We start from the raw sequence: 21,502 nt of genomic DNA, 5'->3' as shown, positions 1-21,502 counted from the left end.
CGGCGCCCCGGGGAAACTACACCGCGTCCGCCAGCGACAGCGCGTGCAGCTTGTCCGGCGGCCCGGGCCTCGCGTAGTACCAGCCCTGTGCGGTGTCGCAGCCGAGCTCGCGCAGCTGCTCCGCCTGGGCGCCGGTCTCCACGCCCTCCACCGTCACGGCCAGCTGCAGACTGTGCGCCAGCGAGACGATCCCCTCGACGATCTTCAGATCGACGGGGTCGGCCGGGTGCCGCTGCATGCCCTGGGTGAAGGAACGGTCCAGTTTGAGCACGCTCACCGGCAGCCGGCGCAGATTGGCGAGGTTCGAATAGCCGGTGCCGAAGTCGTCGAGCGCGATGTCCACACCCATCTCGGCGAGCTGGCGCAGCGGTTTGAGCAGATCCTCGTCCGCGCCGATCAGCGCGGACTCGGTGACCTCCAGGCACAGGGCGCCCGGTTCGAGGCCGGAGCGCTGGAGCACGTCGACCGTGTCGGCGACCAGTCCGGGGTGGTGGAGCTGCGCGGGCGAGAGGTTGACGTTGATCCGCAGCGGGCCGCCGTCGGAGTGGCGCCTCTGCCAGTAGCGAGCCTGGCGTACGGCCTCCTGGAGCACCCAGCGGCCCAGCGGCACGATCAGTCCGGTGTGCTCGGCGAGCGGAATGAACCGGTCCGGACCGAGTACGCCGTGCTGCGGATGGCACCAGCGCACCAGCGCCTCGGCCCCGTGCACGCTCCCGTCACCCAGGTGGACCAAGGGCTGGTATTCGATGAAGAACTCACCGCGTTCCAGGGCCGCCGGCAGTGCGGTGGTCAGCCCGTGCCGGGTGATGGCGCGGGCGTCCGCCTCCGGGTCGGCGAGCTCGAAGCGGTTGCCGCCCGCCGACTTGGCGCGGTACATGGTGATGTCGGCGCTGCGCAGCACTTCGGCTGTGGTCCGCTCGCCCGCGGGCCCCTCGACGATGCCGATGCTTCCCCGGACGGTGAACTCCCGGCCGTCGACACGGATGGGCGAGGCGAGCGCGGCGAGGATACGGGCGGCGAGGTCGTCCACCTCGCGCTGGGTGTCGGGTCCGGTGGTCAGCGCCACGAACTCGTCGCCGCCGAGCCGTGCCACCATCTCACCGGGCGCGGTGGCGCAGCTCTGCAGCCGGTCCGCGACCTCCACCAGCAGCCGGTCGCCCGCCGCGTGACCGAGGCTGTCGTTGATCGCCTTGAAGCCGTCGAGGTCGAGGTAGCAGAGGCCGAACCGGGCGCCGTCGCCGGCGGAGAGCGCCTTCTCCAGCCGTTCGAAGAAGAGTGTGCGGTTGGGCAGCCCGGTCAGCGCGTCGTGCGTGGCCTCGTAGCGCAGCCGCAGATTGAGCAGCCGGCGCTCGGTGGTGTCCTCCATCAGCGCCAACTGGTACTCCGGCCGGCCGTCGGGGTCCCGCAGCAGAGAGACCGTCAGATTGGTCCACAGGACCGTGCCGTCGTTGCGGAAGAAGGGCTTCTCCACGCGGTAGTCGTCGCGCTCGCCGCTCACCAGCTCCCGGTACAACTCCCAGACGTGTGGCCGGTCTTCAGGATGGGCCCAGTCGGTAACCTTCCTGCCACGCACATGGTGCTCGAGCCCGCCGAACATCCGCTGCAGGGTCTCGTTGACCTCGAGCACATTGCCGTCGAGGTCGGCGATCCCGATGCCGATCGCAGCGCCCTCGAACACCGCACGGAAGCGGGCCTCGGTGGCGTGCAGCGCCTGCACCGCGTCGCTGCGGGCCAGCAGCGAGGAGCGCGCGATGGCCTCCTGCTCGGCCAGTGTGCGCTCGCGCAGTCCGTGGGCGAAGCCGGCGGCCACCGCGTGCTGCAGCCGGGCGCAGCGAGCCCGGCTCTCCTCGGCGGGCTGCTCGGGGTCACCGGCGCCGCAGTACAGGACCAGATACGCGTCGACGACGCCGAGCGTGCGGCTGAGTGCTTCGGGGTCCATGCAGTGGGCCTCGACCAGGGCCGCTCCGACCCGCTGCGCGGCCTGTGGGTCGAAGGGCCGTGCGTGCAGGGACTCCCTCAACCGCCGGGCCAGCGGCAGCAGATGCTTCTCGAGCTCGGCCCGGGTCATCGACGTGGCCGTCACCGGGAAGATGGCCCGGCTCCAGATCGTCGCGAACCGCCGGAGTCTGTCCTCCAGGCCGTCCGGGTCCACCGCGGAATCCGTCACCTCCGTCGGCGCCATCACGCCTTGCGCCCTACCCCGGCGAAGCCCGAGAAGGCGTATGGGTCCTCCTGCTCGGCGGGCGCGTCGGGCCTCCAGTGGGGCATGGACACCAGACCGGGCTCGGCCATCTCGTACCCCTCGAAGAACCGCGCGATCTCCTCGCGCGAGCGCATGACCAGCGGGTTGCGTATGTTCCGGTAGACGTCGACCGCGCCGCCCGCCTGCTCCTCGGGCAGCGGTATTCCTTCGTACGAGGCGTGGGTGATGACGATGAGGCTGCCGGGCGCCAGAGCGTCACGGAGCTGGGCCACGGCGCTCTGTGGATCGTCCTCGTCCTCGAGGAAGTGCAGTACGGCGACGAGGAGCAGCGCCACCGGCCGCTCCAGGTCGAGCAGTCCGCCGACCTCGGGGCTGTCGAGTATCTGCTGCGGCTTGCGCAGATCCGCGGAGACGACGACGGCCTGCTCGTCGCCGTCCAGAACGGCCCTGCTGTGTGCGACGGCAACCGGATCGTGGTCGACGTAGACCACGCGGGAGGCGGCGTCGGCCTTGTGCGCCACCTCGTGGACATTGCCGAAGGTCGGAATCCCGGAGCCGATGTCAAGGAACTGCGTGACACCCTCGCTCACCGCGTAATTCACGGCCCGGCGCATGAACGCCCGGTTCGCCTGCATGATCTTGGGGAGGCCGGGCATGAACTCCATCGCCTTGCGGGCCGCTTCCCTGTCGACTTCGAAATTGTGCGAGCCGCCCAGGTAGTAGTCGTAAATGCGAGACACGCTCGGCACCGATATGTCGATGCCCTGCGGGGCCCAGGCGGGACGCTCCATCGATGTCTCCAACAAGTCGCCACGGGGGAGTTCGGCCATGTTCCTGGCCGGTGTTCGAGCCGAGGCTACTGATCGCCCGCCAAGAGAGCGAGCCCAAACGGAAATTAGCGGTCCGTTCTTGGTCACACGCCGGTGGCATAGCAACCGGCCCGCCATCACGCGGGGGGCGTGAGACGGGCCGGTTGGGCCGGACGCGCAGCGTGGGGACTACTTGGGCGCTCCGACCAGCTTGGCCTGGGGCGATACGACGTACCAAGTACCGCCCACACCCTGGCCGTTGGTGTCGCCCGGCTTCTTGTCGCCCGCGAAGGTGTAGATCGGCCAGCAGTCGATCGACTGCTGCTTGATGCCGTCAGGGCGGTTGAAGGTGACGAAGCCCTTCTTGATGATTCCCTCGGTGTCGTTCTTGTCGACCGGAGCGACAACAGGCCACTTCTTGAGGCACTCGCCGGTGCACGCCGACTTCATCGGCCAGGCCGAGTCCTTCTTGAACCGGTAGACGGTCATGCCGTTCTTGTCGACGATGATCTCGCCGAGCTTGGGGTCCTTGTGGACGGAGAGTCCGGCGAGGTCGGCGGGCTGGCTGCCGGCCTCCTCGCCACCGTCGCCGTAGCCCGATCCGGACCCGGCGCCCTCGCCGCCGCCGAGCGCCTTCTTGCCGTCGGGGGCCGACGCGAACCAGGTGCCGCCGACGCCCTGCCCCTTCGCGTCACCGGGCTTGGCGTCCTTGGCGTAGCGGTACATCGGCCAGCCACCGATGGTGAGTTGCTTGCTGCCGTCGGCCCGGGTGACCTCGCCGATCAGCGAGGCGTCGGTGCCGGGCGCTGCCGAGGCGCCGCCGGCGGACACGGCGGGCCACGCCTTCGCGCACTCGGCTTCGCAATTCGACTTCGGCGGGCTGGCGGTGTCCTTGTCGAAGCGGTAGAGCGTGAAGCCGGCACTGTCGGTGACCACCTTGCCGAGTTCCTTGCTGTCCCAGACCGCGAGTTGGCCGGCCGGCTTGGCCGCCGCCTGCTCCGCGGCGCCGGCGCCGGAGCCGTAGTCCGAGCCGTAGCCGCCGTTCCCGGGCTGGGCCGGCTTGGCCGCGCCGACCGTCTGACCATTGGGGGTCTCGGTGCCCTTGTCCTGACCGCACGCCGTCGTCAGCGCGAGTACGGCCGCCGCAGTCACCGCGAGCGAGGCGTTACGCCAGGTGTTCATGTCCACTCCTGTTGTCCATCGAGCCTGTTGCGACGCCAGGTGCGCCGTGTTCATGGCCCTAGGTACGGACAGGAGGGCTCCGCGTGTTCAAGCCGTTTGAAAAAATCTTCGGAGTCGCCAACGCGAATCGTAGAAATCCGGCTTCCATCAGGGGAATTCACCCCAAGACGGATTGGCTTGATCTCATCCGCAACACTGGCTCCACCAGCCACTCCGTCTGCGCGACGACGCGGCGAGCCGTTCGGATCCTCGGATCGCACGGCGTCCCCAGGCGCACCGGTCCTCGGCAGCATGCGGCGGGCTGCGCCCGCGGCCGCGCTGTCGAAGAGGACAGCGTGGTAGCGGTCCGGGTCGCAGTATCCGCGTGCACCCTCGGTGCAGCCCTCGGCCTGGAAGTGTTCCGGCGACCCGCCACCCCGCTCGTACGCACTCTTACCGCCGGCCCCCTCGCATCCACCGCCGGAACCAACGCCGCGACGCCCCTGGCTGTCCGCCGCATGGGGGACATCGATGCCCCATTCGCGCGACAGCGATCGCGGCCGATCAAGGCCACTCCTAGCGTTTCGGTCATCGAGGTGCATTCCCCGACCCTTGTGGAAACCAGTTCCGCAGCTGCTCCTCGGAGACCCGGAGGATTGACCATGCGCGCGATTCGTGTCGCATCCGCCGCTCTGCTGGGAGTGGCCTCACTCGCACTGACCGCCCCCACCGCGGCGGCGACCGACAGCCGGCTGACGCAGCCGTTCTTCACCGTGAGCCCCTCTACCGTCCCGCCGGGCGGCCGGGTCACCCTGTCCGCCAGCGGATGCAACACCACGGCCACTGCCACGTCCGGGGTCTTCGACCCCGTCACCGTCACCCCGGGCACGTCCACCTCGACCACGGTCGACGCGGACGCCAATCCGGGCACCGTGTACACGGTGCGCTTCACCTGCGGATCGCAGGTGGGAACGTTCGCTCTCGCCATCGCCGGCGGCGCCTCGAATCCGACCATCAGCTCCACCACGACCGTCGGGCCCGGAGCCGTCGGAGCCGTCCGAGGCGGTCTCGGCGGCAGCATCGGCGGACTGAACGCCGGGGAGCTGGCCGGCGGCACCGCACTGATCGTCGCCGCGGCCACCGCCACCATCTATGTCGTACGGCGGCGCACGTTGAACCGTCAGCACTGACGCAACCGCCTGTACCGGCTCCTCATACCCCATATACGCCCGTCGCCCCGAGTCCTGGCCAGGACTCGGGGCGACGGGCGTGGGGGCCGACCGGGAGGTTCGACCGGTCAGACCTTTCCGCCGGCCATACGACGACGGCGGGCGATGAACAGGCTGCCGCCGACGGCCGCCGTGGCGACCAGGCCGGCGCCGACCGCCATCTCGGTGGCGCTGGGACCGACCGAGCCGCCGAGACCGCCGAGCGCACCTCGGCCCGGCAGCACAGTGAACTGTGCGGTCGCCACGGTCCGGTTGTCGCCGAGGAGCCCGTTGTCGTTGCGGATCCCGTTGTCGAAGAAGAGACCGTTGTCGTTACGGATCCCGTTGTCATTGCGGATCCCGTTGTCGTTACGGATCCCGTTGTCGTTACGGATCCCGTTGTCATTGCGGATCCCGTTGTCATTGCGGATCCCGTTATCGTTACGGATCCCGTTATCGTTACGGATCCCGTTGTCATTGCGGATCCCGTTGTCATTGCGGATCCCGTTGTCGTTACGGATCCCGTTGTCGTTACGGATCCCGTTGTCATTGCGGATCCCGTTGTCATTGCGGTTCCCGTTGTCGTTCTGGTTGCCGTTCAGGCCGTTCAGGCCGTTGCACCTGACCGCCAGGTTGTACTGACCGGGAGTCGCATCGTTGTGGATCCGCGCGATGGCGGCCGAGATGCCCGAGCGCTGCTCGGAGAGGCGGGTCTGTGGGAAGGCGTTGGACGTGACCGTGCCACCGCGATTGCAACCCCGGACCGTGATCGTCAGGGTGCTGCCCTGGTGAACCGCCTGCGGGCTCACGTTGACACGGATGGGATCGTTGTTCCGGATGTCGCCGCCCGCGGCGGCCAGCGGGGCAGAGAGCCCTACGGCCGCGCAGGCGGCCGCGGCCACTGCGAGAGCGCGTGAAGCACGCATCGTTGAACCTCCAGCGGAAGACGCCCCAAAGCGGGCGCTCCGGGAAATTCGACGAGTACGTCTTCCATGACGAACCCTCACTGGGGCGAGCAGCCGCCGCATTTCGGCGCTGGTCCACCCCGGTGAGGCGACACGCCGACGACGCGCCGCAAGATCTGACGGAGTCGCAGGTCACAGACCGTCAGAATTTTTATCTGCCTTTTGCTCGGATGGGTCACCATCGCAGGCCCCACCACCCATTCGCTCCTCCCTCCTCGCCGCTTTGACCGAGCGCACTTAGCGTGGCTACAGACGCCACGGAGGGAGAACTATGGGCCAGGACTACGGCGGCTGGAAATCGACGAGACGCTCACCCTGGGGCGTTCTGGCGCTCGCCCTGCTCAGCGGGATCGCCCTGATAAGGAATGGCTCGGACGTCACCCTGGGACCGCCGCAGCCTGCCGCCGCGGCCGCACTGGCCGGCCGCGCGGTCGGCGAGACGTTCATTCCCCCCTCCGTCGAGCCGCTTGTGTACGCCCCCGCGGCACGGGTGAGGATCCCGGCGCTCAACGTGGACGCCCCGGTCGCGGATGTGGGCGTGGACCAGGACGGCTGGATCGCCGCCCCGCCGCCGCAGGACCCCAATCTGGCCGGCTGGTACCAGAACGGCGTCTCCCCCGGCCAGCGTGGTACCGCGGTCGTCGTCGGGCATGTCGACAATCTGTCGGGGCCCGCCGTCTTCTACGGCCTCGGCTCCATCCAGAAGGGCAACCACATCGAGGTGGACCGCTTCGACGGCAAGACCGCGGTCTTCGAGGTGTACGGCGTCGAGGTCTTCCCCAAGGATCAATTCCCCGGCGCCCAGGTGTACGGCGACACCGGACAGCCGGAGCTGCGTGTGATCACATGTGGCGGCGGCTACTCGAAGGCAGGCGGATACTCGGGGAACGTCGTGGTCTTCGCGCGCATGGTCAAGACCCTCTGAACCAGGACCGGCGAACCGCAGCCGGTTCAGCGGCGCGGGACGGTGATGCGGTATCCGGCGTCCAGCAGCTCGGGCAGATAGCTGCGCAGCGCGGCGACGCTCTGCGAGCGGTCGCCGCCCGCGTCGTGCGAAAGGACGACGACGCCGGGACCCGCACCGTCCAACACGCTGCGGACAATCGATTCGGTGCCCGGCTCCGTCCAGTCGAGGGAATCGACGGTCCAGGCCAGCGGCTCCATGCCGAGCTCCGCACCGATCTCGAAGGAGAGCTTGTTCCAGGCGCCGTACGGCGCCCGGTACCAGAGCGGCGCGGAGCCCAGCGTCCGCTCGATCACCTCGCTGGTACGGCCCAGTTCGTCGCGGATCCCGGACGGCGGAAGCTTGGGGATCAGCGGGTGCGACCAGGAATGGTTGCCCACGACGTGCCCGTCGTCGGCCATCTCCCGGAGCAGGTCCGGGTTGTCGGAGGCCAGCTCGCCGCAGACGAAGAACATCGCCCGCACTTCGTGCTCGCGCAGCGTGCTCAGGATGTCGGGGGTGTAGCGGGGGTCGGGCCCGTCGTCGAAAGTGAGCACCATGGTGCGTCCCGCCTCCGACATCCTGAGGAAAGGGCGCTGTCGCACCGGTGGCAGCGCCCGCCTGAAGCGCGGTGGCGTGTACGCGGTCATGGGCTGCAGCCGGTAGGCCGACGTGTAGACCGGCGGGCCCGCGGCGGCCCGGGGGCCGCCGGCCGGGGGCGTGGCGGCAGACCCCGCGGGGGAATGCGCCTGCTCGGTGCAGAGCAGCCCGGCGGTGGCGGCCGCGCCAAGGCAGGCGGTGATTCGGAGTACCGACCGCCGACCCGGGAACATCTGGTCCTTTTTCATGACTAACTGCTTGCACGGCTGGCGCTCCGGGCACCTCATCCACACCGGTTACGCAGGCGAAACCCACCCGATCGGAGCAGCGGAGTGATGCGGGCAACGGAGCTCAGTTACGGCGGACCAGGGGGAAGGGCAGTGTCTCGCGGATGGTCAGCCCGGTAAGGAACATGACGAGTCGGTCGACCCCAATGCCGAGACCCCCGGTCGGCGGCATCGCGTACTCCAACGCGTCGAGGAAATCCTCGTCGATCTCCATGGCCTCCGGGTCGCCGCCCGCGGCGAGCAGCGACTGCGCGGTGAGTCTGCGGCGCTGCTCCACCGGGTCGGTCAACTCCGAATAGGCGGTGCCCAGTTCCGCGCCGAAGGCGACCAGGTCCCAGCGTTCGGCGAGGCGCGGGTCCCGGCGGTGCTGGCGGGTGAGCGGGGAGACGTCGGTCGGGAAGTCCTTGTAGAAGGTGGGCATCTTGGTCCGCTCCTCGACAAGGCGCTCATACATCTCCAGGACCACATCGCCGCGGGTGTCGTCGGGGATGTGCGGGACGCCCGCCCGGTCGCATATTGCTCTGAGCACGGTCTCTTCGGTATCGGCGTCGACCTCCTCGCCGAGCGCCTCGGACACCGCCCCGTACAACGTCTTGACCGGCCAGGGGCCCGAGATGTCGTGCTCGACGAGCTTGCCGTCCGGGCCGGCCTTGTGCGCGATCGCGGAGCCGAAGGCGGCGGTGGCCGCGCCCTGGATCAGTTCGCGGGTCAGATCGAGCATCACGTCGTAGTCCGCAAAGGCCTGATACGCCTCCAGCATCGTGAACTCGGGGTTGTGCTTGTACGAGACGCCTTCGTTGCGGAAGGTGCGGCCCATCTCGAAGACCTTCTCCAGGCCGCCCACGCACAGCCGCTTGAGATACAGCTCGGGGGCGATGCGCAGATACAGGTCGAGGTCGTAGGCGTTGATGTGGGTGGTGAAGGGGCGGGCATTGGCACCGCCGTGGATCTGCTGCAGCATCGGCGTCTCGACCTCGAGATAGCCGCGCTCCAGCAGCCCCTGCCGCAGCGCCTGGACGGCGGTGGAGCGGTGGCGTACGACATCGCGGGCATCGGGACTGGCGACCAGGTCCAGATAGCGGCGGCGCACCCGGGCCTCCGGGTCGGCGAGCCCGCGCCGTTTGTCGGGAAGCGGGCGCAGGCATTTGCCCGTCAGCTGCCACTCCGTCACGAAGACCGAGAGCTCGCCCTTGTCGCTGGCGCCGATCTCGCCGGTGGCGGTGATGTGGTCGCCGAAGTCGACGTCGGAGGTGAAACCCTTGATGACGTCACGGCCGGAGCCGTCACGGGTGAACGCGAGCTGGAGGTCGCCCGACCAGTCGCGCAGTACGGCGAAGACGACGCCGCCGAGGTCGCGTACGACCATCACGCGCCCTGCGACGGTGGTCTGCCGGCCGGTGCGGGTACCAGGGGCGAGCGTGGGGTGCGCGGCGCGGATCTCGGCGAGGGTGTCGGTGCGCTCGGCGATGTCCACGGGGTACGGGTCAGTGCCGTCCGCGCGCAGCCGCTCCAGCTTGCGGTGGCGGATGAAGACCTGCTCCGGCAGCCGCTGCTCCCCCGCCACCGCGCCCGATTCGGGTCCCACCAGGCCGAGCGCGTCGATGGACGGCAGCCCCTCGGTGGTGACGGGCGTGACGACGCCCTGCCCGCTTCTGCCCTTCCCCCAGAGCTTGCGCAGGCTCGGTACGGAGACGAAGCCTTCGGCGATTCCGGAGGCGAGGCCGACGCGGGCGAGCGAGCCCGCGTCGCCGTAACAGAGGAAGCGCGGATACCACTCGGGCTGGTATTTGACGTTGGACCGGTAGAGGGCTTCCAGCTGCCACCACTTGGAGAGGAAGAGCAGCAGCTTGCGCCACACCCTCAGGACCGGGCCCGCGCCGATGCGGGCGCCCTCCTCGAACGCCGAGCGGAACACAGCGAAGTTGAGCGAGATACGGCGTACACCGAGTCTGGGCGCGTGGGCGCAGAGTTCGGCGACCATGAACTCCACCACGCCGTTGGGCGCGGCGCGGTCACGGCGCATCAGGTCGAGCGAGATGCCGTCCTTGCCCCAGGGCACGAAGGAGAGCAGGGCGATCAGATTGCCGTCTCCGTCGAAGGCCTCGACGAGGAGGCAGTCGCCGTCGTCCGGGTCGCCGAGGCGGTCGAGCGCCATGGAGAAGCCGCGCTCGGTCTCGGTGTCCCGCCAGGCGTCGGCCTTGTCGACGATCTGCCGCATCTCCTCGTCGGTCAAGGCGGAGTGCCGGCGGATCCGGGTGCGCGCCCCGGTCCGCTTGACGCGGTTCACGGCCTGCCGGGTGACGCGCATGTCGCGACCGTCGAGGTCGAACCGGGCGACGTGCAGGATCGCCTCGTCACCGAGCTGGATGGCGCCGAGCCCGGAGCGCGCGAACACTTTGGCGCCGTCCTCGGACGCGCCCATGACTGCGGGGGCCCAGGCATAGCGTTTGGCCACCTCCAGCCAGGCTCCGATGGCGGGGGTCCAGGCCGCACGGTCGCCGACCGGGTCGCCGCTGGCCAGACAGACACCGGCCTCGACGCGGTAGGTGACGGCAGCCTTCCCGTTGGGCGAGAAGACGACGGCCTTGTCGCGGCGGGTGGCGAAGTAGCCGAGGGAGTCCTGGCGGCCGTACGCGCCGAGCAGAGCGCGAATGCGGGGCTCTTCGTCACCGTGCAGGGCGGCTTCCAGTCGCTGCGAGCGGAATAGTGTGCTGGCCGCGCTGAGCAGGGCGATCGCGCCGAACAGCCCAGGGAGGAAGAAGAGCACGCGCGGCGGGCGGGCATCGAACTGGTCGCTGGAGACCAGTCCGCCGAGCACCCGGTTGGAGGCCCACAGCAGCCGCTGGCCCTGCGGCAGCGAGCCGGGGAAGAGCTCGACCAGACCCCAGCTGACGAGTACCCCGGCGGCGAGCCCGAGAACCAGGACGAGCAGCGCGCGGCGCAGCGCACCGCGCCGGGTCTCGGCGTAGAACTCCCCGCGCGCGATGACCAGCACCGCCAGGGCGATCACGCACAGCACCAGGCTGGGGATCCAGGTCACATCCTCGTCGAAGATCACCACCAGCACGTCCGCGATCAGCACCAGTGCCAGATATCCGACGACCAGCCACCACGCGGCCTTCTTACGGGCCCCGATGGCCGCCGCGAGCAGCAGCAGGAACACGGCGTAGGCGAGGTTGGCGCTGACCGGGACGGCGATGCGGTCCAGGAACAGGGCGACGGGCCGCAGCAGTCGCCGCAGTGGAGGGATGAGCGCAAGGATGACGCAGAACACGCCCAGTGCGGCGAAGAACATCGCGAACGCCTCTGGCACCCTGCTGAGCAAGCCGCCACGGGCGGACCTGGGCGCCTCCACGGTGACAGTCATGTTTCGCACTCTAAGGAGACCATCGGCGGGCCGCCTGTCGGGAGCGGATAGCCTCAATGGTGTGACAGAGCAGCAGCCTCACCGCTTCGAACGCGGTACCGACGGCCCCAAGGTCATCGTCGTCGGTGTGGACGGATCCGACTCCTCACTGCGTGCGGCGTCGTACGCGGGCGGCCTCGCGCGACGACAGAATGCCCTGCTCGCCATCGTGTACGTCCAGCCGGTAATGCCGGCGGGTGCGGCGCTCGGGGTCCCGGTCCCGGTCGGGGACATGACGGGCGAGATCGCCGAGGGGCTGGTGGCCGAGATCCGCTCCGCCGCCGAGCGGGTCAAGGGCATATGGGAGGTCCGCTGGGAGTTCCACACCTTCCGCGGCGACCCGTACAGCGGTCTTGTCGCGGCAGCCGACGAGCTGAAGGCGGACGCCGTGGTGGTCGGGGCTTCGGAGTCGGCGGGCCACCGGTTCATCGGTTCGGTGGCGGTACGGCTGGTGAAGGCGGGGCGCTGGCCGGTGACCGTCGTTCCGTAGCGGTCCCGTTTACTTCCGGCCGACCGCTCACCGCACCATTCGTCGCTCCGTGCGACCGCTCGCCGAAGACCACTGTGCGCCGTCTGTCCCTTCACGCCTGGATGCGTTCGTATACGCCACGTGGCAGCGACTTCAGCGCGAAAGGGTGTTGGCAATGGCGACCGCGACCGCGACGACCGACGATCGGGCCATGGCGGAGCTGCAGCGTGAACACGGCCCCGCACTGCTGAGCTTTCTGCTCGGACTGACCTACGGGGACCAGCAGCGCGCCGAGGATCTGCTGCAGGAGACGCTCGTACGCGCCTGGCAGCACCCCGAAGCGTTCGACGGTCCGTACGAGTCGATGCGGCCCTGGCTCTTCACGGTCGGGCGCCGCCTCGCGATCGACGCCCGCCGGTCCCGGATGGCTCGTCCCACCGAGATCGGCGACGGTGTTCTGGCCGCCACGCCCGACCCGGCGGACATCACGGAGAGCGCTGTCGCCGCGCTCGACGTCCGGGCGGCGGTCGGGTCGCTGAGCCCCGAGCACCGGGCCGTGCTGGTCCAGATCTACTTCCAGGGGCTGAGCGTCAACGAGGCCGCCCAGGCACTCGGTATACCCGCCGGTACGGTCAAGTCGCGTTCTTACTACGGACTGCGCGCGCTCGCCCGCTGCCTGCCGGGCTACAGCAGGCCCACCTCGCCGGCGGCTGTCGGCCGCTAGCGACGGCCGGGACCGGCCGTCCGCCGTACCGCTCGTCGTGCCGTTCGACCGTTCATCGCTGTTCGACGCCGTACCCGTCGCCCCTTTCGGCCGCTGAGCACCCAGCAGGTCCGTGTGCGCCAGGTGGCGGACAACTCCACGAGGGCGTCCCGCCGCTCTCTGAGGCTCGGTGCGGCCCCGGCGACGCAGCCAACAGGACACCCCCGGAGGAGGGTTACGGTGACATCCACCCCGGCCGGTGGCAGCCTCACGCAGCAACTCCCGCCGTGTGACCAACTGTTGTTTCCGAACGACCCGCAACTACGTGGTCGCGGCCCGGAATCTCGGCGTCACGGACGACGACGCGCCGGCGGCGCTCCGGCACGCACTCGCCACACCCGGCGGCGACGGACACCGATGAGCTTCCGCCGCGGTGGTGGTCTCATTCTGAATGTGTGCCAGGTCTTCCTCGGGCACGGCCAGGGAGCGCGGTGTGCTCAAGGCGATGCTGCGGCTGAACCCGGGCCCGGCGGTGCGCGTACTGACACGACGTACGTACTGCGTGTTCCGAGCCACCCGAGGACGGTTCCTGTGACCGAGACGCCCCCTGCCCGGCGACCGGCGATCGCCGAGACCGCGCTGGCCTGCCTGGCGCTGAGCCGCTGTCCCGACGCCGCGGCGGCCCGCGCGGCCCGGCGTGCGCGCCGCTGGCTGCGTGGCGCCGGTCCCCAATCCGGCGTCCCTGTCACCGAGTTGATGTTGATCCAGTCGGCGCTGCGGACGCTGGCACTGCGCGAGGGGAAGCCCGTCGATCTGAGCCATCCGCTGCTCGCCGCGCCCGGGTACGCGGCTCTGTCCCGGATCGTCCAGGCGGTGGCCCTCCATGTCGATCTGGGGGTCGTCGGCGGTGCGCCGCCCGGCCGGCTGGCCGGGCTGCTCGCCCACGACATCGCGACCGCCACGCCCTGCCCGTTCACCGGGCGGTCCGGCTCCCCCGCCCTGTGGGCGGCACGGCTCCTGGTGGAACATCCGGCGGCCGGCCGGCAGCCGGTGCGTGAGGCGGTGGCCCGTATCGCGGCGGCGCGGCGGGACGGCAGCCGCATCGAGGACGAGCCGCCCGCCACGGCCCTCGCACTCCTCGCACTGAGCGCGGCGGACGCGGGCAGCCCTGCGTGGCGGCGGTGCCGCGCGGGGCTGTTGCGCTTCCAGCTCCACGACGGCAGCTGGCGGTCCGGATGGGCAGCCGTGGCGGCCTGACACCATGGCTCGCTTCGGGCTGTGGCAAGGTCCCTTCCACCCCGGCCGCCCCGATGGTGGCCAGCTCCCCCTGGGACCACGACAAAGGGGTGACCGTATGCGAAACCTCACGCTGAAGTTGAGTAAAGACGGGCCCTCAGCCGTGTTTCTCGTTGGAGGCTCGTGGTCGAGTCGGCATACGACGTCGTCCGGAAAGAAGGTGGGAAGAGTGCGGCCCGAGAGTTCGAACGGCACCAGCAGCGGCGGGCTGGCAGTACCCATGGCATGGCTCTGCGCCGAGTACATCGCTGACGAGATGCTCCGCACGGGTGCTCTTGTGGGGAACGGCTCGCTCGAGTTCCGCGCGGGAAGACAGACGCTGGCGCTCACCATCTATCTGTGCGACAGCGCGAACGAACTCGGGAGTGTCCGGGGGGTCTCCCGCATCGACGACTGGCTCTCCCTCACCTCGTACGGTCATCCCTGGCAGGAGTGGGTGCAGGAGCGGCTGGCCGCCCGGGAGGAGCGGGAGCGGGACCCCGACGCGGGGGCCGATGTGGATCTCGCGCTCGCGAGGGCCGCCTGGAGCTGGCTGCGGCAGACTGAGCTGCTGGCCGCCGACCTCGGCGACAGCGGACCGTGGGCCCCGGCCGGCCCGCTGGACGTGCCTGTGGACGAGTGCGAGCAGATATGGACTCCGGCCTGGCAGTTGGGTCTGCCGCTGAGCCATCTGGCCATCCACCTCTTCTGAGGACGACCGCTCCTGGTCGCTCATCGTCACCGGTCAGTACGAAACGGGTGGCGAGGCGACTCAATGTGGACGCGGAAATCTCATCCGCCGGCCCGGCGTCCGGCCGATGAGTGCACACCCGCCCGGTACTTGGGGATCCGCATCGTGATTTTCATGCCCGCGCCGACGCCGGTCTCGATGACGAGTCCGTAGTCGTCGCCGTACACCTGGCGCAGCCGTTCGTCGACATTGGACAGTCCGATGCCCGACGAGGCCGGCCGCTGCCCCGCAAGGATCCCCCGCAGCACGGCCGGGTCCATGCCCACGCCGTCGTCCTCGATGGTCACCATGGCCTCGGCCCCGGCGTCCCGCGCCGCGATGGTGACCCGGCATTCGTCCCTGGAGTCCTCCAGACCGTGCTTGACGGCATTCTCGACGAGCGGCTGCAGACACAGGAACGGCACGGTCACCGGCAGCACTTCCGGGGCCACCTGGAGCGTCACCTTGAGCCGGTCGCCGAAGCGGGCCCCGGCGAGCGCCAAGTACTGCTCGATGGAACGCAGTTCATCGGCGAGATTGGTGAAGTCACCGTGCCTGCGGAAGGAGTAGCGGGTGAAGTCGGCGAATTCCAGCAGCAGTTCGCGAGCGCGCTCGGGGTCGGTGCGGACGAACGAGGCGATCGCCGCGAGCGAGTTGAAGATGAAGTGCGGCGATATCTGGGCACGCAGGGCACGGATCTCCGCCTCGATCAGCCGGGTACGGGAGCGATCCAGCTCGGCCAGTTCCAGCTGCACGGAGACCCAGCGGGCCACCTCCGTCGCCGCCCGCACCAGGACGGCCGACTCCCGGGATCCGTAGGCGACGAGCGCGCCGAGCACTCCTTCCTCGCCGGTCAGTGGGGCGATCACGGCCCAGCGCAGCGGGCACTCCAGGTCCTCGCACTCGGTGTGCACACTCTGGCTGCGCCCGGAGTCCAGCATGTCGGCGACACGCACCATCACCCGCTGTTCATGGTGGTCGGCCCCGCGGCCGTCCCAGGCGAGTACGGATTCGCGGTCGGTGAGGCAGAGTGCCTCGGTGCCGAGCAGTGAGCGCAGCCTGCGGGCGGCCTTGCGCGCGGTGTCCTCGGTGAGGCCGGCGCGCAGCGGGGGCGCGGCGAGCGAGGCGGTGTGCAGAGTCTGGAAGGTGGCCCGTTCGACGGGTGTGCCGAGGTCGAGGTCGGGTTTGCCGCCACGTCGTGCGGTCAGGCGGCCGATCGCGATGCCGGCCGCGAGCAGTACCGCCCCCGCCGCGGCGAGTGCGGCCATGCCGATCCCGGTCATCGTTCGGCTCCTTCGGGCTGCGGCCTGCCGGCGAGGTCTTCCGGCAGATGCAGCCGCGCGAGGATGGCGGCGGCGCCGGGCGGTATGTGACGTGGGGTGGCCAGTGACACCAGCACCATGGTCAGGAAGCCGAGAGGCACCGACCACACGGCGGGCCAGGCCATCAAGGTGTGCGGCCAGCCCTGCGGCGCGAGGCCCGCGCGGGTGGCCATCACGGCGGTCAGCGCGGCGCCGCCGCCGATCACCAGTCCGGCGGCGGCACCGGGTGGCGTGAGCCCGCGCCACCAGATGCCGAGCACCAGCAGCGGGCAGAACGAGGACGCCGAGACGGCGAAGGCCAGCCCCACCGCGTCGGCGACCGGCACATTGGTGGCCACGACGCTCGCTCCGAGCGGCACCGCCATGGCGAGAAGGGTGGCGAGGCGGAAGCTCCGTACGCCACGTGCGGGCAGCACATCCTGCGTGATCACACCGGCGACGGACATGGTCAGTCCGGAGGCGGTGGACAGGAATGCCGCGAAGGCGCCGCCCGCGAGCAGCGCGCCGAGCAGCTGCCCCGCGATGCCGCCGATGATCCGTTCGGGCAGCACCAGCACGGCGGCATCCGCGTCGCCGGTGAGGGCAAGTTCGGGTGCGTAGATCCGCCCGAGCGCTCCGTAGACCGGCGGCAGCAGATAGAACGCGCCGATCAGCCCGAGGACGACCAGGGTCGTACGACGCGCGGCGCGTCCGTTGGGGCTGGTGTAGAAGCGCACGGCGACATGCGGGAGTCCCATCGTGCCGAGGAAGGTGGCGAGGATGAGGCCGTACGTCGCATAGAGGTGGTAGCCGTCGCGGCCGCCGGACAGCGGCTGGGACCAGCCGGCCGGGTCGGCCCCGGCGGTGGCCCGCGCGGGCACTTCGGAACCCTGCGGGAAGCGCAGCGTGGTGCCCGCCTCGATGCGGTGGGTGCCACTGCCGAGGGTGATTTGCCGCTCCTTCTCGTACGGTGTGCCGTCGATGCCGCCGGAGACGGCGAGGGTGAGTGGTCCCTCGAGATCGATCCGGACGGTGTCGTCGACGCGTACGACGGTGTGTTCGCGGAAGAGCGTGGGCGCGTCGAAGCGGGCGCGGGGCGCGTCGTCGCCGAGCCAGGCAGCAACGAGAAAGAGCGCGGGCAGCAGCAGCGCGGTGAGCTTGAGCCAGTACTGGAAGGCCTGGACGAAGGTGATGCTGCGCATGCCGCCCGCGGCGACGGCCCCGGTGACGACGAAGGCGACGACAAGGCCGCCGACCCAGTTCGGCGCTCCGGTGAGGATCTCCAGGGTCAGTCCCGCGCCCTGGAGTTGGGGCAGCAGATAGAGCCAGCCGATGCCGACGACGAAGAGGCTGGCGAGCCGGCGTACGGCGGCGGACTCGAGCCGGGCCTCTGCGAAGTCGGAGAGGGTGTACGCCCCCGAGCGGCGCAGCGGTGCGGCGACCAGCACCAGCAGTACGAGATAGCCGGCGGTGTACCCGACCGGGTACCAGAGCATGTCGGGGCCCTGGAGGAGCACCAGCCCCGCGATGCCGAGGAAGGAGGCTGCGGAGAGGTACTCGCCGCTGATGGCGGCGGCGTTGAGGCCGGGCTTCACCGTGCGGGACGCGACGTAGAAGTCGGAGGTGGTGCGGGATATTCGCAGGCCGAGCGCGCCGATGAGCACGGTGGCGAGCACCACGGCGGTGACGGCGGTCACCGCGTAGGTCTGGTTCACGTCGAGTCCTCCGGGAGCACCCGTCAGCGCCCTTCGACGAGCCTGGTGAAGTCCTGTTCGTTGCGTTCGGCACGGCGTACGTACCAGCGCGCCGTCAGCCACATCACGGGGTAGACCGCCACGCCGAGCGCCGCCCAGACAAAGGGCTCCGGCGAGGAAAGGGTGCCGCCGAACGCGGCAGGGAGCGCGAAGAGCAGAGGCAGGGAGCCGACGAGCAGCGCGAGCGTCCCCAGCGCGCAGAGCGCGGCCCGCAACTGGCTGCGCATCAAGGAGCGTACGTACGTGGCGCCAAGAGTGGTCTGCTCGGTGATCTCGGACCGGGCGGGGGCGTGTCCGGGCCGTCGTTTGGCGCTGCGTGGCACGCCGGTGACGACCTCGCGGCGCGGTTGTTGCTCTGCAGACATCGTCGTCCGCTCCAGCGTCTCTCGGCGAACCTCGGGGGCTGTGGAGTCTACGCAGGAGCGATTACCGACGGTAGACGCCGGTCTCTCAGTGGCCCGTCCGCTGGGCGGCGCAGTCGCTGAGGGCGATCTCGAGCTCGACGTACGATTCCTCGGCCCTGCGGAACGCGACTTCGAGGGCGGCTTCGGCACGGGGGCCGACGAGCCCCTGGGCCGATTCCTGGATCTCGTAGAGCACATCCGCCCAGCGGCCGGCCGCGCTCTTCAGCGTCGCAAGGAGTGCCTCGAGGTCACGAGCGCTGGACACCCGGGTCGCCGGCAGGCTCCTGAGCTCCTCGAGCAGTGCTTCGATATCGGACATCAGGCCCCTTCTCCGCTTGCCCGATCAAGGTTAGGCGGCGGACAGGGGCGGCTGCCGCCGAATCCGGGGACGGCTCTGTCAGCGGATGACGCCCGTCGCCATACGGCCGTGCCGGGAGGACGAGCGGCTCTCCAAGACCGTCGAACGGTCGGCCGCGCGCGGTCGGGTCCGGGGCGCGGTCGGTTCCGGGGCGCGGCGGTCGGGCCGGTCGCGGTTCAGCCCCTGGCGTGCCGCATCAGCAGATCGCGCAGCTGACGCGCATGACGGCGGCTGACGGCGAGTTCGGCGGCGCCCACGCGGACAGTGGTCGCCCCGGCGTCGAGGCGCAGTTCGTCGATGCGGGCGAGTGCGACGAGGTGGCTGCGGTGTATCCGTACGAAGCCGCGGGAGGCCCAGCGCTCCTCCAGAGTGGAGAGCGGGATGCGCACCAGGTGGCTGCCGTCCTTGGTGTGCAGACGTGCGTAGTCACCCTGGGCCTCGACGTAGGCGATGTCGTCGATCGGTACGAAGCGAGTGACGCCGCCCAGCTCGACCGGGATCTGTTCCGCGCCGGCGACTGTGCCCGGCAGGTCGTTCTGTGCCACGGCGGGTGCGGTGTTCGGTATGTGAGCGGGAACGGCGGGGCGGCCCACCGGGCCGGGCTGCCGCGCCTCGCGCGCCGAGACGACCAGGTCGCGGACGCGCCGTACCGCTTCGGCCAGCCGCTCCCTGCGCACCGGCTTGAGCACATAGTCGACGGCCTTGAGGTCGAAGGCCTGTACGGCGAAGCCCTCGTGCGCGGTGACGAAGACGATCAGCGGCGGCCTGGCGAAGCCGGCCAGCAGTCTGGCGACGTCGAGTCCGGTGAGCCCTGCCATGTGGATGTCGAGGAAGACGACATCGATGCCGTCATCACCGTCCGGGCCCGCGTCCAGGGCGCGGCTGATGCGTCGCAGCGCCTCGGTGGCGTCCGTGGCCCCTTCCGCGCTCCTGATGCGTGCGTCGGAGCGGAGGAGGTAGAGCAGTTCTTCGAGTGCCGGTTTCTCGTCGTCGACAGCCAGTACGCGCAGCATGCTGCGGAGTGTATGCGGGGCTCGATTCCGGGACTACGGGCTGTCGTCGCCGTGCCGTCGACCAGGTCCTGTTCCGAGAACATCGCCGGCAGCACGGGTGCGCCGGCGATGTCGATGAGCCCTGGCCTGAAGGGAGTTGGGCGATCGAGCTCTGTCCCACTCCGGCACGGCTCCACCGAACCCACAGGGGCAGTTGCGCTCATCGTGCACAAAGTTGAGCAGAGCGGCGGCCTGATGCGTACTCCTGGGCGACAGACCGCGTCAGACGCAGCACCGCAAGTGACGAATCGAGGACCCATGAGCATGCAGCAGCGGCACCGGGACGTGGCCGCCTATGCGCTGGGCGTCCTGGAGCCCGCGGACGCCTTCCGTTTCGAGGAGCATCTGTCCGAATGCGTCACCTGCACGGTACAGCTCTCCGACTTCGCCTCCCTTGCCGCGTCGCTTTCCGAACTGGGCGGTCCCGGCCGGGTCGAGCCGCTGCCCTCCGGGCAGCTGCTCGAGCGGCTCACCGACGAGGTCACGATGGTGCGGCGACGGAGCTCCGGGCGCCGGCTGCGGCTGGTCGCGGCGGCCGCCGCACTGATCGTCGGGGCGCCCACTGCGGTGGTGGCACTCCAGGACCAGGCCGGCGGGCCCGCTGTCGGGCAGCGGGTGGTGGCCAAGGACGCCAGGACCGGAGTCACCGCGTCCGCCGCGATCGAGAACCGGGCGTGGGGCACCGCCGTCGCGCTGCGGCTTGCGGGCCTGACCGGACCGGCCACATGCCGGCTGGTCGCCATCGGCAAGGACGGCATTGAACATCCTGTCCTCAGCTGGTCGGTTCCTGCGGGCGGTTACGGAAATCCGGATTCGCCGGGGCATGAGCAGCCGCTGGACATCGAGGGAGGTACGGACGTGCCGAGCGGCGAGATCGGCCGCTGGGAGGTCCGTACCCTCGACGGACAGCCTGTCGTCACGCTCAAGGGATAGCTCCCGGAACTCCGGAACTGCGCGGGACTCCGAATCCCCGGCTGATCAAGGCGCTTTCCGGCCGGGCGGTGCTACTTCAGCAGCCGCGAGAGCCTGCGGTCGGCGAGCGGCTTGCCGCCGGTCTGGCAGGTGGCGCAGTACTGCAGCGAGGAGTCGCTGAAGGAGACCTCGCGGATGGTGTCGCCGCAGACGGGGCAGGGCTGTCCAGTACGCCCATGGACCCGCAGGCCGCTCTTCTTCTCGGCCTTGAGCCGGCCCGCCGCTACTCCGCGCGAGCGCTCGACGGCTTCGCGCAGGGTGGAGCGCAGCGCCTCGTACAGCACGGTGGTCGCGTTCTCGTCGAGGTTCTGCACGGGCTTGAACGGCGACATCCTGGCGACATGCAGGATCTCGTCGCTGTACGCGTTGCCGATGCCGGCGATGACGCTCTGGTCGCGCAGAGCGCCCTTGATCTGCCGTCGTTCCCCGGCGAGCAGCGCGGCGAAGGCGTCGCGGTCGAAGTCGTCGGCGAGCGGGTCGGGGCCGAGCCGGGCGATGCCGGGCACCTCGGCCGGGTCGTGTACGAGATGGACGGCGAGGCGTTTGGTGGTGCCGGCCTCGGTGAGGTCGAAGCCGCCGCCGCCGGCGAGGACGGTGCGCAGGGCGAGCGGGCCCTTGCCCGGGCGTGGCGGCGCGGCAGGAAACTCGTCCTTCCACTGGAGCCAGCCCGCCCGGGCGAGATGGGTGACGAGGTGGAGTCCGCCCGCGCTGATGTCGAGCCATTTCCCGTGCCGGTCCACGGCGGTGACGGTGGCGCCTTCGACGGCGGTGAGCGGCGGGTCGTACGTCTTGAGGACGCTGATCGCCAGCGGCAGGACGCGGGCGATCTCCTGTCCCACCAAGTGGCTGTCGAGGAACTCTCTCAGCGCTTCGACTTCGGGCAGTTCAGGCATGCATCCAGG

Annotated in this window: 19 protein-coding genes; 7 read left to right on the top strand and 12 right to left on the bottom strand. The window is 70.0% G+C overall.

Annotation, left to right across the window (positions count from 1 at the left end; translation table 11 throughout):
• Positions 1–16: 16 nt before the first annotated feature.
• The 3 genes from OG735_RS36525 to OG735_RS36515 form a co-directional block, all read right to left on the bottom strand.
• A complete protein-coding gene (locus OG735_RS36525) occupies positions 17–2,182 on the bottom strand; it encodes a putative bifunctional diguanylate cyclase/phosphodiesterase (protein WP_327328576.1) in 2,166 nt (721 codons plus the stop codon).
• A complete protein-coding gene (locus OG735_RS36520) occupies positions 2,182–2,994 on the bottom strand; it encodes an SAM-dependent methyltransferase (protein WP_327327423.1) in 813 nt (270 codons plus the stop codon). The genes OG735_RS36525 and OG735_RS36520 overlap by 1 nt, the downstream gene beginning before the upstream one ends.
• A 207-nt stretch (positions 2,995–3,201) precedes the next feature.
• Entirely contained in the window at positions 3,202–4,194 is a 993-nt protein-coding gene (locus OG735_RS36515) for an SCO0930 family lipoprotein (RefSeq protein ID WP_327327422.1), read from the bottom strand.
• A gap of 641 nt (positions 4,195–4,835) precedes the next feature.
• Here OG735_RS36515 and OG735_RS36510 point away from each other — a divergent pair.
• Positions 4,836–5,363 (top strand): hypothetical protein, encoded by a 528-nt coding sequence (locus OG735_RS36510; RefSeq protein WP_327327421.1) that lies wholly within the window; start codon positions 4,836–4,838, stop codon positions 5,361–5,363.
• Between the two features lie 107 nt (positions 5,364–5,470).
• Here the strand turns inward: OG735_RS36510 and OG735_RS42140 are convergent, their stop codons facing one another.
• The gene (locus tag OG735_RS42140) at positions 5,471–6,307 is read right to left on the bottom strand and encodes a hypothetical protein (RefSeq protein ID WP_442812547.1); all 837 of its coding nucleotides are present in this window, start codon (positions 6,305–6,307) and stop codon (positions 5,471–5,473) included.
• Between the two features lie 310 nt (positions 6,308–6,617).
• Here OG735_RS42140 and OG735_RS36500 point away from each other — a divergent pair, with 310 nt between their 5' ends.
• Complete coding sequence (locus tag OG735_RS36500; protein WP_327327420.1) at positions 6,618–7,271, top strand: class F sortase; 654 nt, start codon at positions 6,618–6,620, stop codon at positions 7,269–7,271.
• Between the two features lie 26 nt (positions 7,272–7,297).
• Here the strand turns inward: OG735_RS36500 and OG735_RS36495 are convergent, their stop codons facing one another.
• Complete coding sequence (locus OG735_RS36495; RefSeq protein WP_327327419.1) at positions 7,298–8,137, bottom strand: polysaccharide deacetylase family protein; 840 nt, start codon at positions 8,135–8,137, stop codon at positions 7,298–7,300.
• Between the two features lie 103 nt (positions 8,138–8,240).
• Positions 8,241–11,543 carry a bifunctional lysylphosphatidylglycerol synthetase/lysine--tRNA ligase LysX gene (gene lysX / locus OG735_RS36490; protein WP_327327418.1) on the bottom strand — a complete coding sequence of 1,101 codons (3,303 nt, stop codon included), beginning with the start codon at positions 11,541–11,543 and terminating at the stop codon, positions 8,241–8,243.
• A 61-nt stretch (positions 11,544–11,604) separates the two neighbouring features.
• Here lysX and OG735_RS36485 point away from each other — a divergent pair, with 61 nt between their 5' ends.
• The 4 genes from OG735_RS36485 (at position 11,605) to OG735_RS36470 (ending at position 14,741) form a co-directional block, all read left to right on the top strand.
• Positions 11,605–12,072, top strand: coding sequence for a universal stress protein (locus tag OG735_RS36485; protein ID WP_327327417.1), 468 nt, complete (start codon positions 11,605–11,607; stop codon positions 12,070–12,072).
• Between the two features lie 154 nt (positions 12,073–12,226).
• Positions 12,227–12,775: a sigma-70 family RNA polymerase sigma factor gene (locus OG735_RS36480; protein ID WP_327327416.1), complete on the top strand. Its 549-nt coding sequence runs from the start codon at positions 12,227–12,229 to the stop codon at positions 12,773–12,775.
• 570 nt (positions 12,776–13,345) lie between these two features.
• Complete coding sequence (locus OG735_RS36475; protein WP_327327415.1) at positions 13,346–14,011, top strand: hypothetical protein; 666 nt, start codon at positions 13,346–13,348, stop codon at positions 14,009–14,011.
• 208 nt (positions 14,012–14,219) lie between these two features.
• On the top strand, positions 14,220–14,741 hold the full coding sequence (locus OG735_RS36470) for a hypothetical protein (protein WP_327327414.1): 522 nt from the start codon (positions 14,220–14,222) through the stop codon (positions 14,739–14,741).
• Positions 14,742–14,821: 80 nt separating this feature from the next.
• On the opposite strand, the gene OG735_RS36465 is transcribed toward OG735_RS36470, so the two are convergent.
• The 5 genes from OG735_RS36465 to OG735_RS36445 form a co-directional block, all read right to left on the bottom strand.
• On the bottom strand, positions 14,822–16,042 hold the full coding sequence (locus OG735_RS36465) for a sensor histidine kinase (RefSeq protein ID WP_327327413.1): 1,221 nt from the start codon (positions 16,040–16,042) through the stop codon (positions 14,822–14,824).
• The gene (locus tag OG735_RS36460) at positions 16,039–17,775 is read right to left on the bottom strand and encodes a sodium/solute symporter (RefSeq protein WP_327327412.1); all 1,737 of its coding nucleotides are present in this window, start codon (positions 17,773–17,775) and stop codon (positions 16,039–16,041) included. Before OG735_RS36460 ends, OG735_RS36465 begins: the two co-directional genes overlap by 4 nt.
• A gap of 23 nt (positions 17,776–17,798) precedes the next feature.
• The gene (locus OG735_RS36455) at positions 17,799–18,179 is read right to left on the bottom strand and encodes a hypothetical protein (RefSeq protein ID WP_327327411.1); all 381 of its coding nucleotides are present in this window, start codon (positions 18,177–18,179) and stop codon (positions 17,799–17,801) included.
• An 85-nt stretch (positions 18,180–18,264) separates the two neighbouring features.
• Positions 18,265–18,537 carry a hypothetical protein gene (locus OG735_RS36450; protein ID WP_327327410.1) on the bottom strand — a complete coding sequence of 91 codons (273 nt, stop codon included), beginning with the start codon at positions 18,535–18,537 and terminating at the stop codon, positions 18,265–18,267.
• Positions 18,538–18,752: 215 nt separating this feature from the next.
• Positions 18,753–19,589: a LytR/AlgR family response regulator transcription factor gene (locus tag OG735_RS36445; protein ID WP_327327409.1), complete on the bottom strand. Its 837-nt coding sequence runs from the start codon at positions 19,587–19,589 to the stop codon at positions 18,753–18,755.
• Between the two features lie 297 nt (positions 19,590–19,886).
• Between OG735_RS36445 and OG735_RS36440 the strand changes: the two genes are divergently transcribed.
• The gene (locus OG735_RS36440; protein WP_327327408.1) at positions 19,887–20,561 is read left to right on the top strand and encodes an anti-sigma factor family protein; all 675 of its coding nucleotides are present in this window, start codon (positions 19,887–19,889) and stop codon (positions 20,559–20,561) included.
• Between the two features lie 71 nt (positions 20,562–20,632).
• Here the strand turns inward: OG735_RS36440 and OG735_RS36435 are convergent, their stop codons facing one another.
• Positions 20,633–21,493: an Fpg/Nei family DNA glycosylase gene (locus OG735_RS36435; RefSeq protein ID WP_327327406.1), complete on the bottom strand. Its 861-nt coding sequence runs from the start codon at positions 21,491–21,493 to the stop codon at positions 20,633–20,635.
• Positions 21,494–21,502: the final 9 nt, after the last annotated feature.

The sequence above is a fragment of the Streptomyces sp. NBC_01210 genome (assembly GCF_036010325.1).
GTDB lineage: Bacteria > Actinomycetota > Actinomycetes > Streptomycetales > Streptomycetaceae > Streptomyces.
This window is presented reverse-complemented; position numbering and strand designations above follow the sequence as displayed.

Coding starts and splice junctions, on each gene's coding strand:
- OG735_RS36525 (WP_327328576.1), bottom strand. CDS start 2,182: ATGGCGCCGACGGAGGTGACGGATTCCGCGGTGGACCCGGACGGCCTG.
- OG735_RS36520 (WP_327327423.1), bottom strand. CDS start 2,994: ATGGAGCGTCCCGCCTGGGCCCCGCAGGGCATCGACATATCGGTGCCG.
- OG735_RS36515 (WP_327327422.1), bottom strand. CDS start 4,194: ATGAACACCTGGCGTAACGCCTCGCTCGCGGTGACTGCGGCGGCCGTA.
- OG735_RS36510 (WP_327327421.1), top strand. CDS start 4,836: ATGCGCGCGATTCGTGTCGCATCCGCCGCTCTGCTGGGAGTGGCCTCA.
- OG735_RS42140 (WP_442812547.1), bottom strand. CDS start 6,307: ATGCGTGCTTCACGCGCTCTCGCAGTGGCCGCGGCCGCCTGCGCGGCC.
- OG735_RS36500 (WP_327327420.1), top strand. CDS start 6,618: ATGGGCCAGGACTACGGCGGCTGGAAATCGACGAGACGCTCACCCTGG.
- OG735_RS36495 (WP_327327419.1), bottom strand. CDS start 8,137: ATGAAAAAGGACCAGATGTTCCCGGGTCGGCGGTCGGTACTCCGAATC.
- lysX (WP_327327418.1), bottom strand. CDS start 11,543: ATGACTGTCACCGTGGAGGCGCCCAGGTCCGCCCGTGGCGGCTTGCTC.
- OG735_RS36480 (WP_327327416.1), top strand. CDS start 12,227: ATGGCGACCGCGACCGCGACGACCGACGATCGGGCCATGGCGGAGCTG.
- OG735_RS36465 (WP_327327413.1), bottom strand. CDS start 16,042: ATGACCGGGATCGGCATGGCCGCACTCGCCGCGGCGGGGGCGGTACTG.
- OG735_RS36455 (WP_327327411.1), bottom strand. CDS start 18,179: ATGTCTGCAGAGCAACAACCGCGCCGCGAGGTCGTCACCGGCGTGCCA.
- OG735_RS36450 (WP_327327410.1), bottom strand. CDS start 18,537: ATGTCCGATATCGAAGCACTGCTCGAGGAGCTCAGGAGCCTGCCGGCG.
- OG735_RS36445 (WP_327327409.1), bottom strand. CDS start 19,589: ATGCTGCGCGTACTGGCTGTCGACGACGAGAAACCGGCACTCGAAGAA.
- OG735_RS36440 (WP_327327408.1), top strand. CDS start 19,887: ATGAGCATGCAGCAGCGGCACCGGGACGTGGCCGCCTATGCGCTGGGC.
- OG735_RS36435 (WP_327327406.1), bottom strand. CDS start 21,493: ATGCCTGAACTGCCCGAAGTCGAAGCGCTGAGAGAGTTCCTCGACAGC.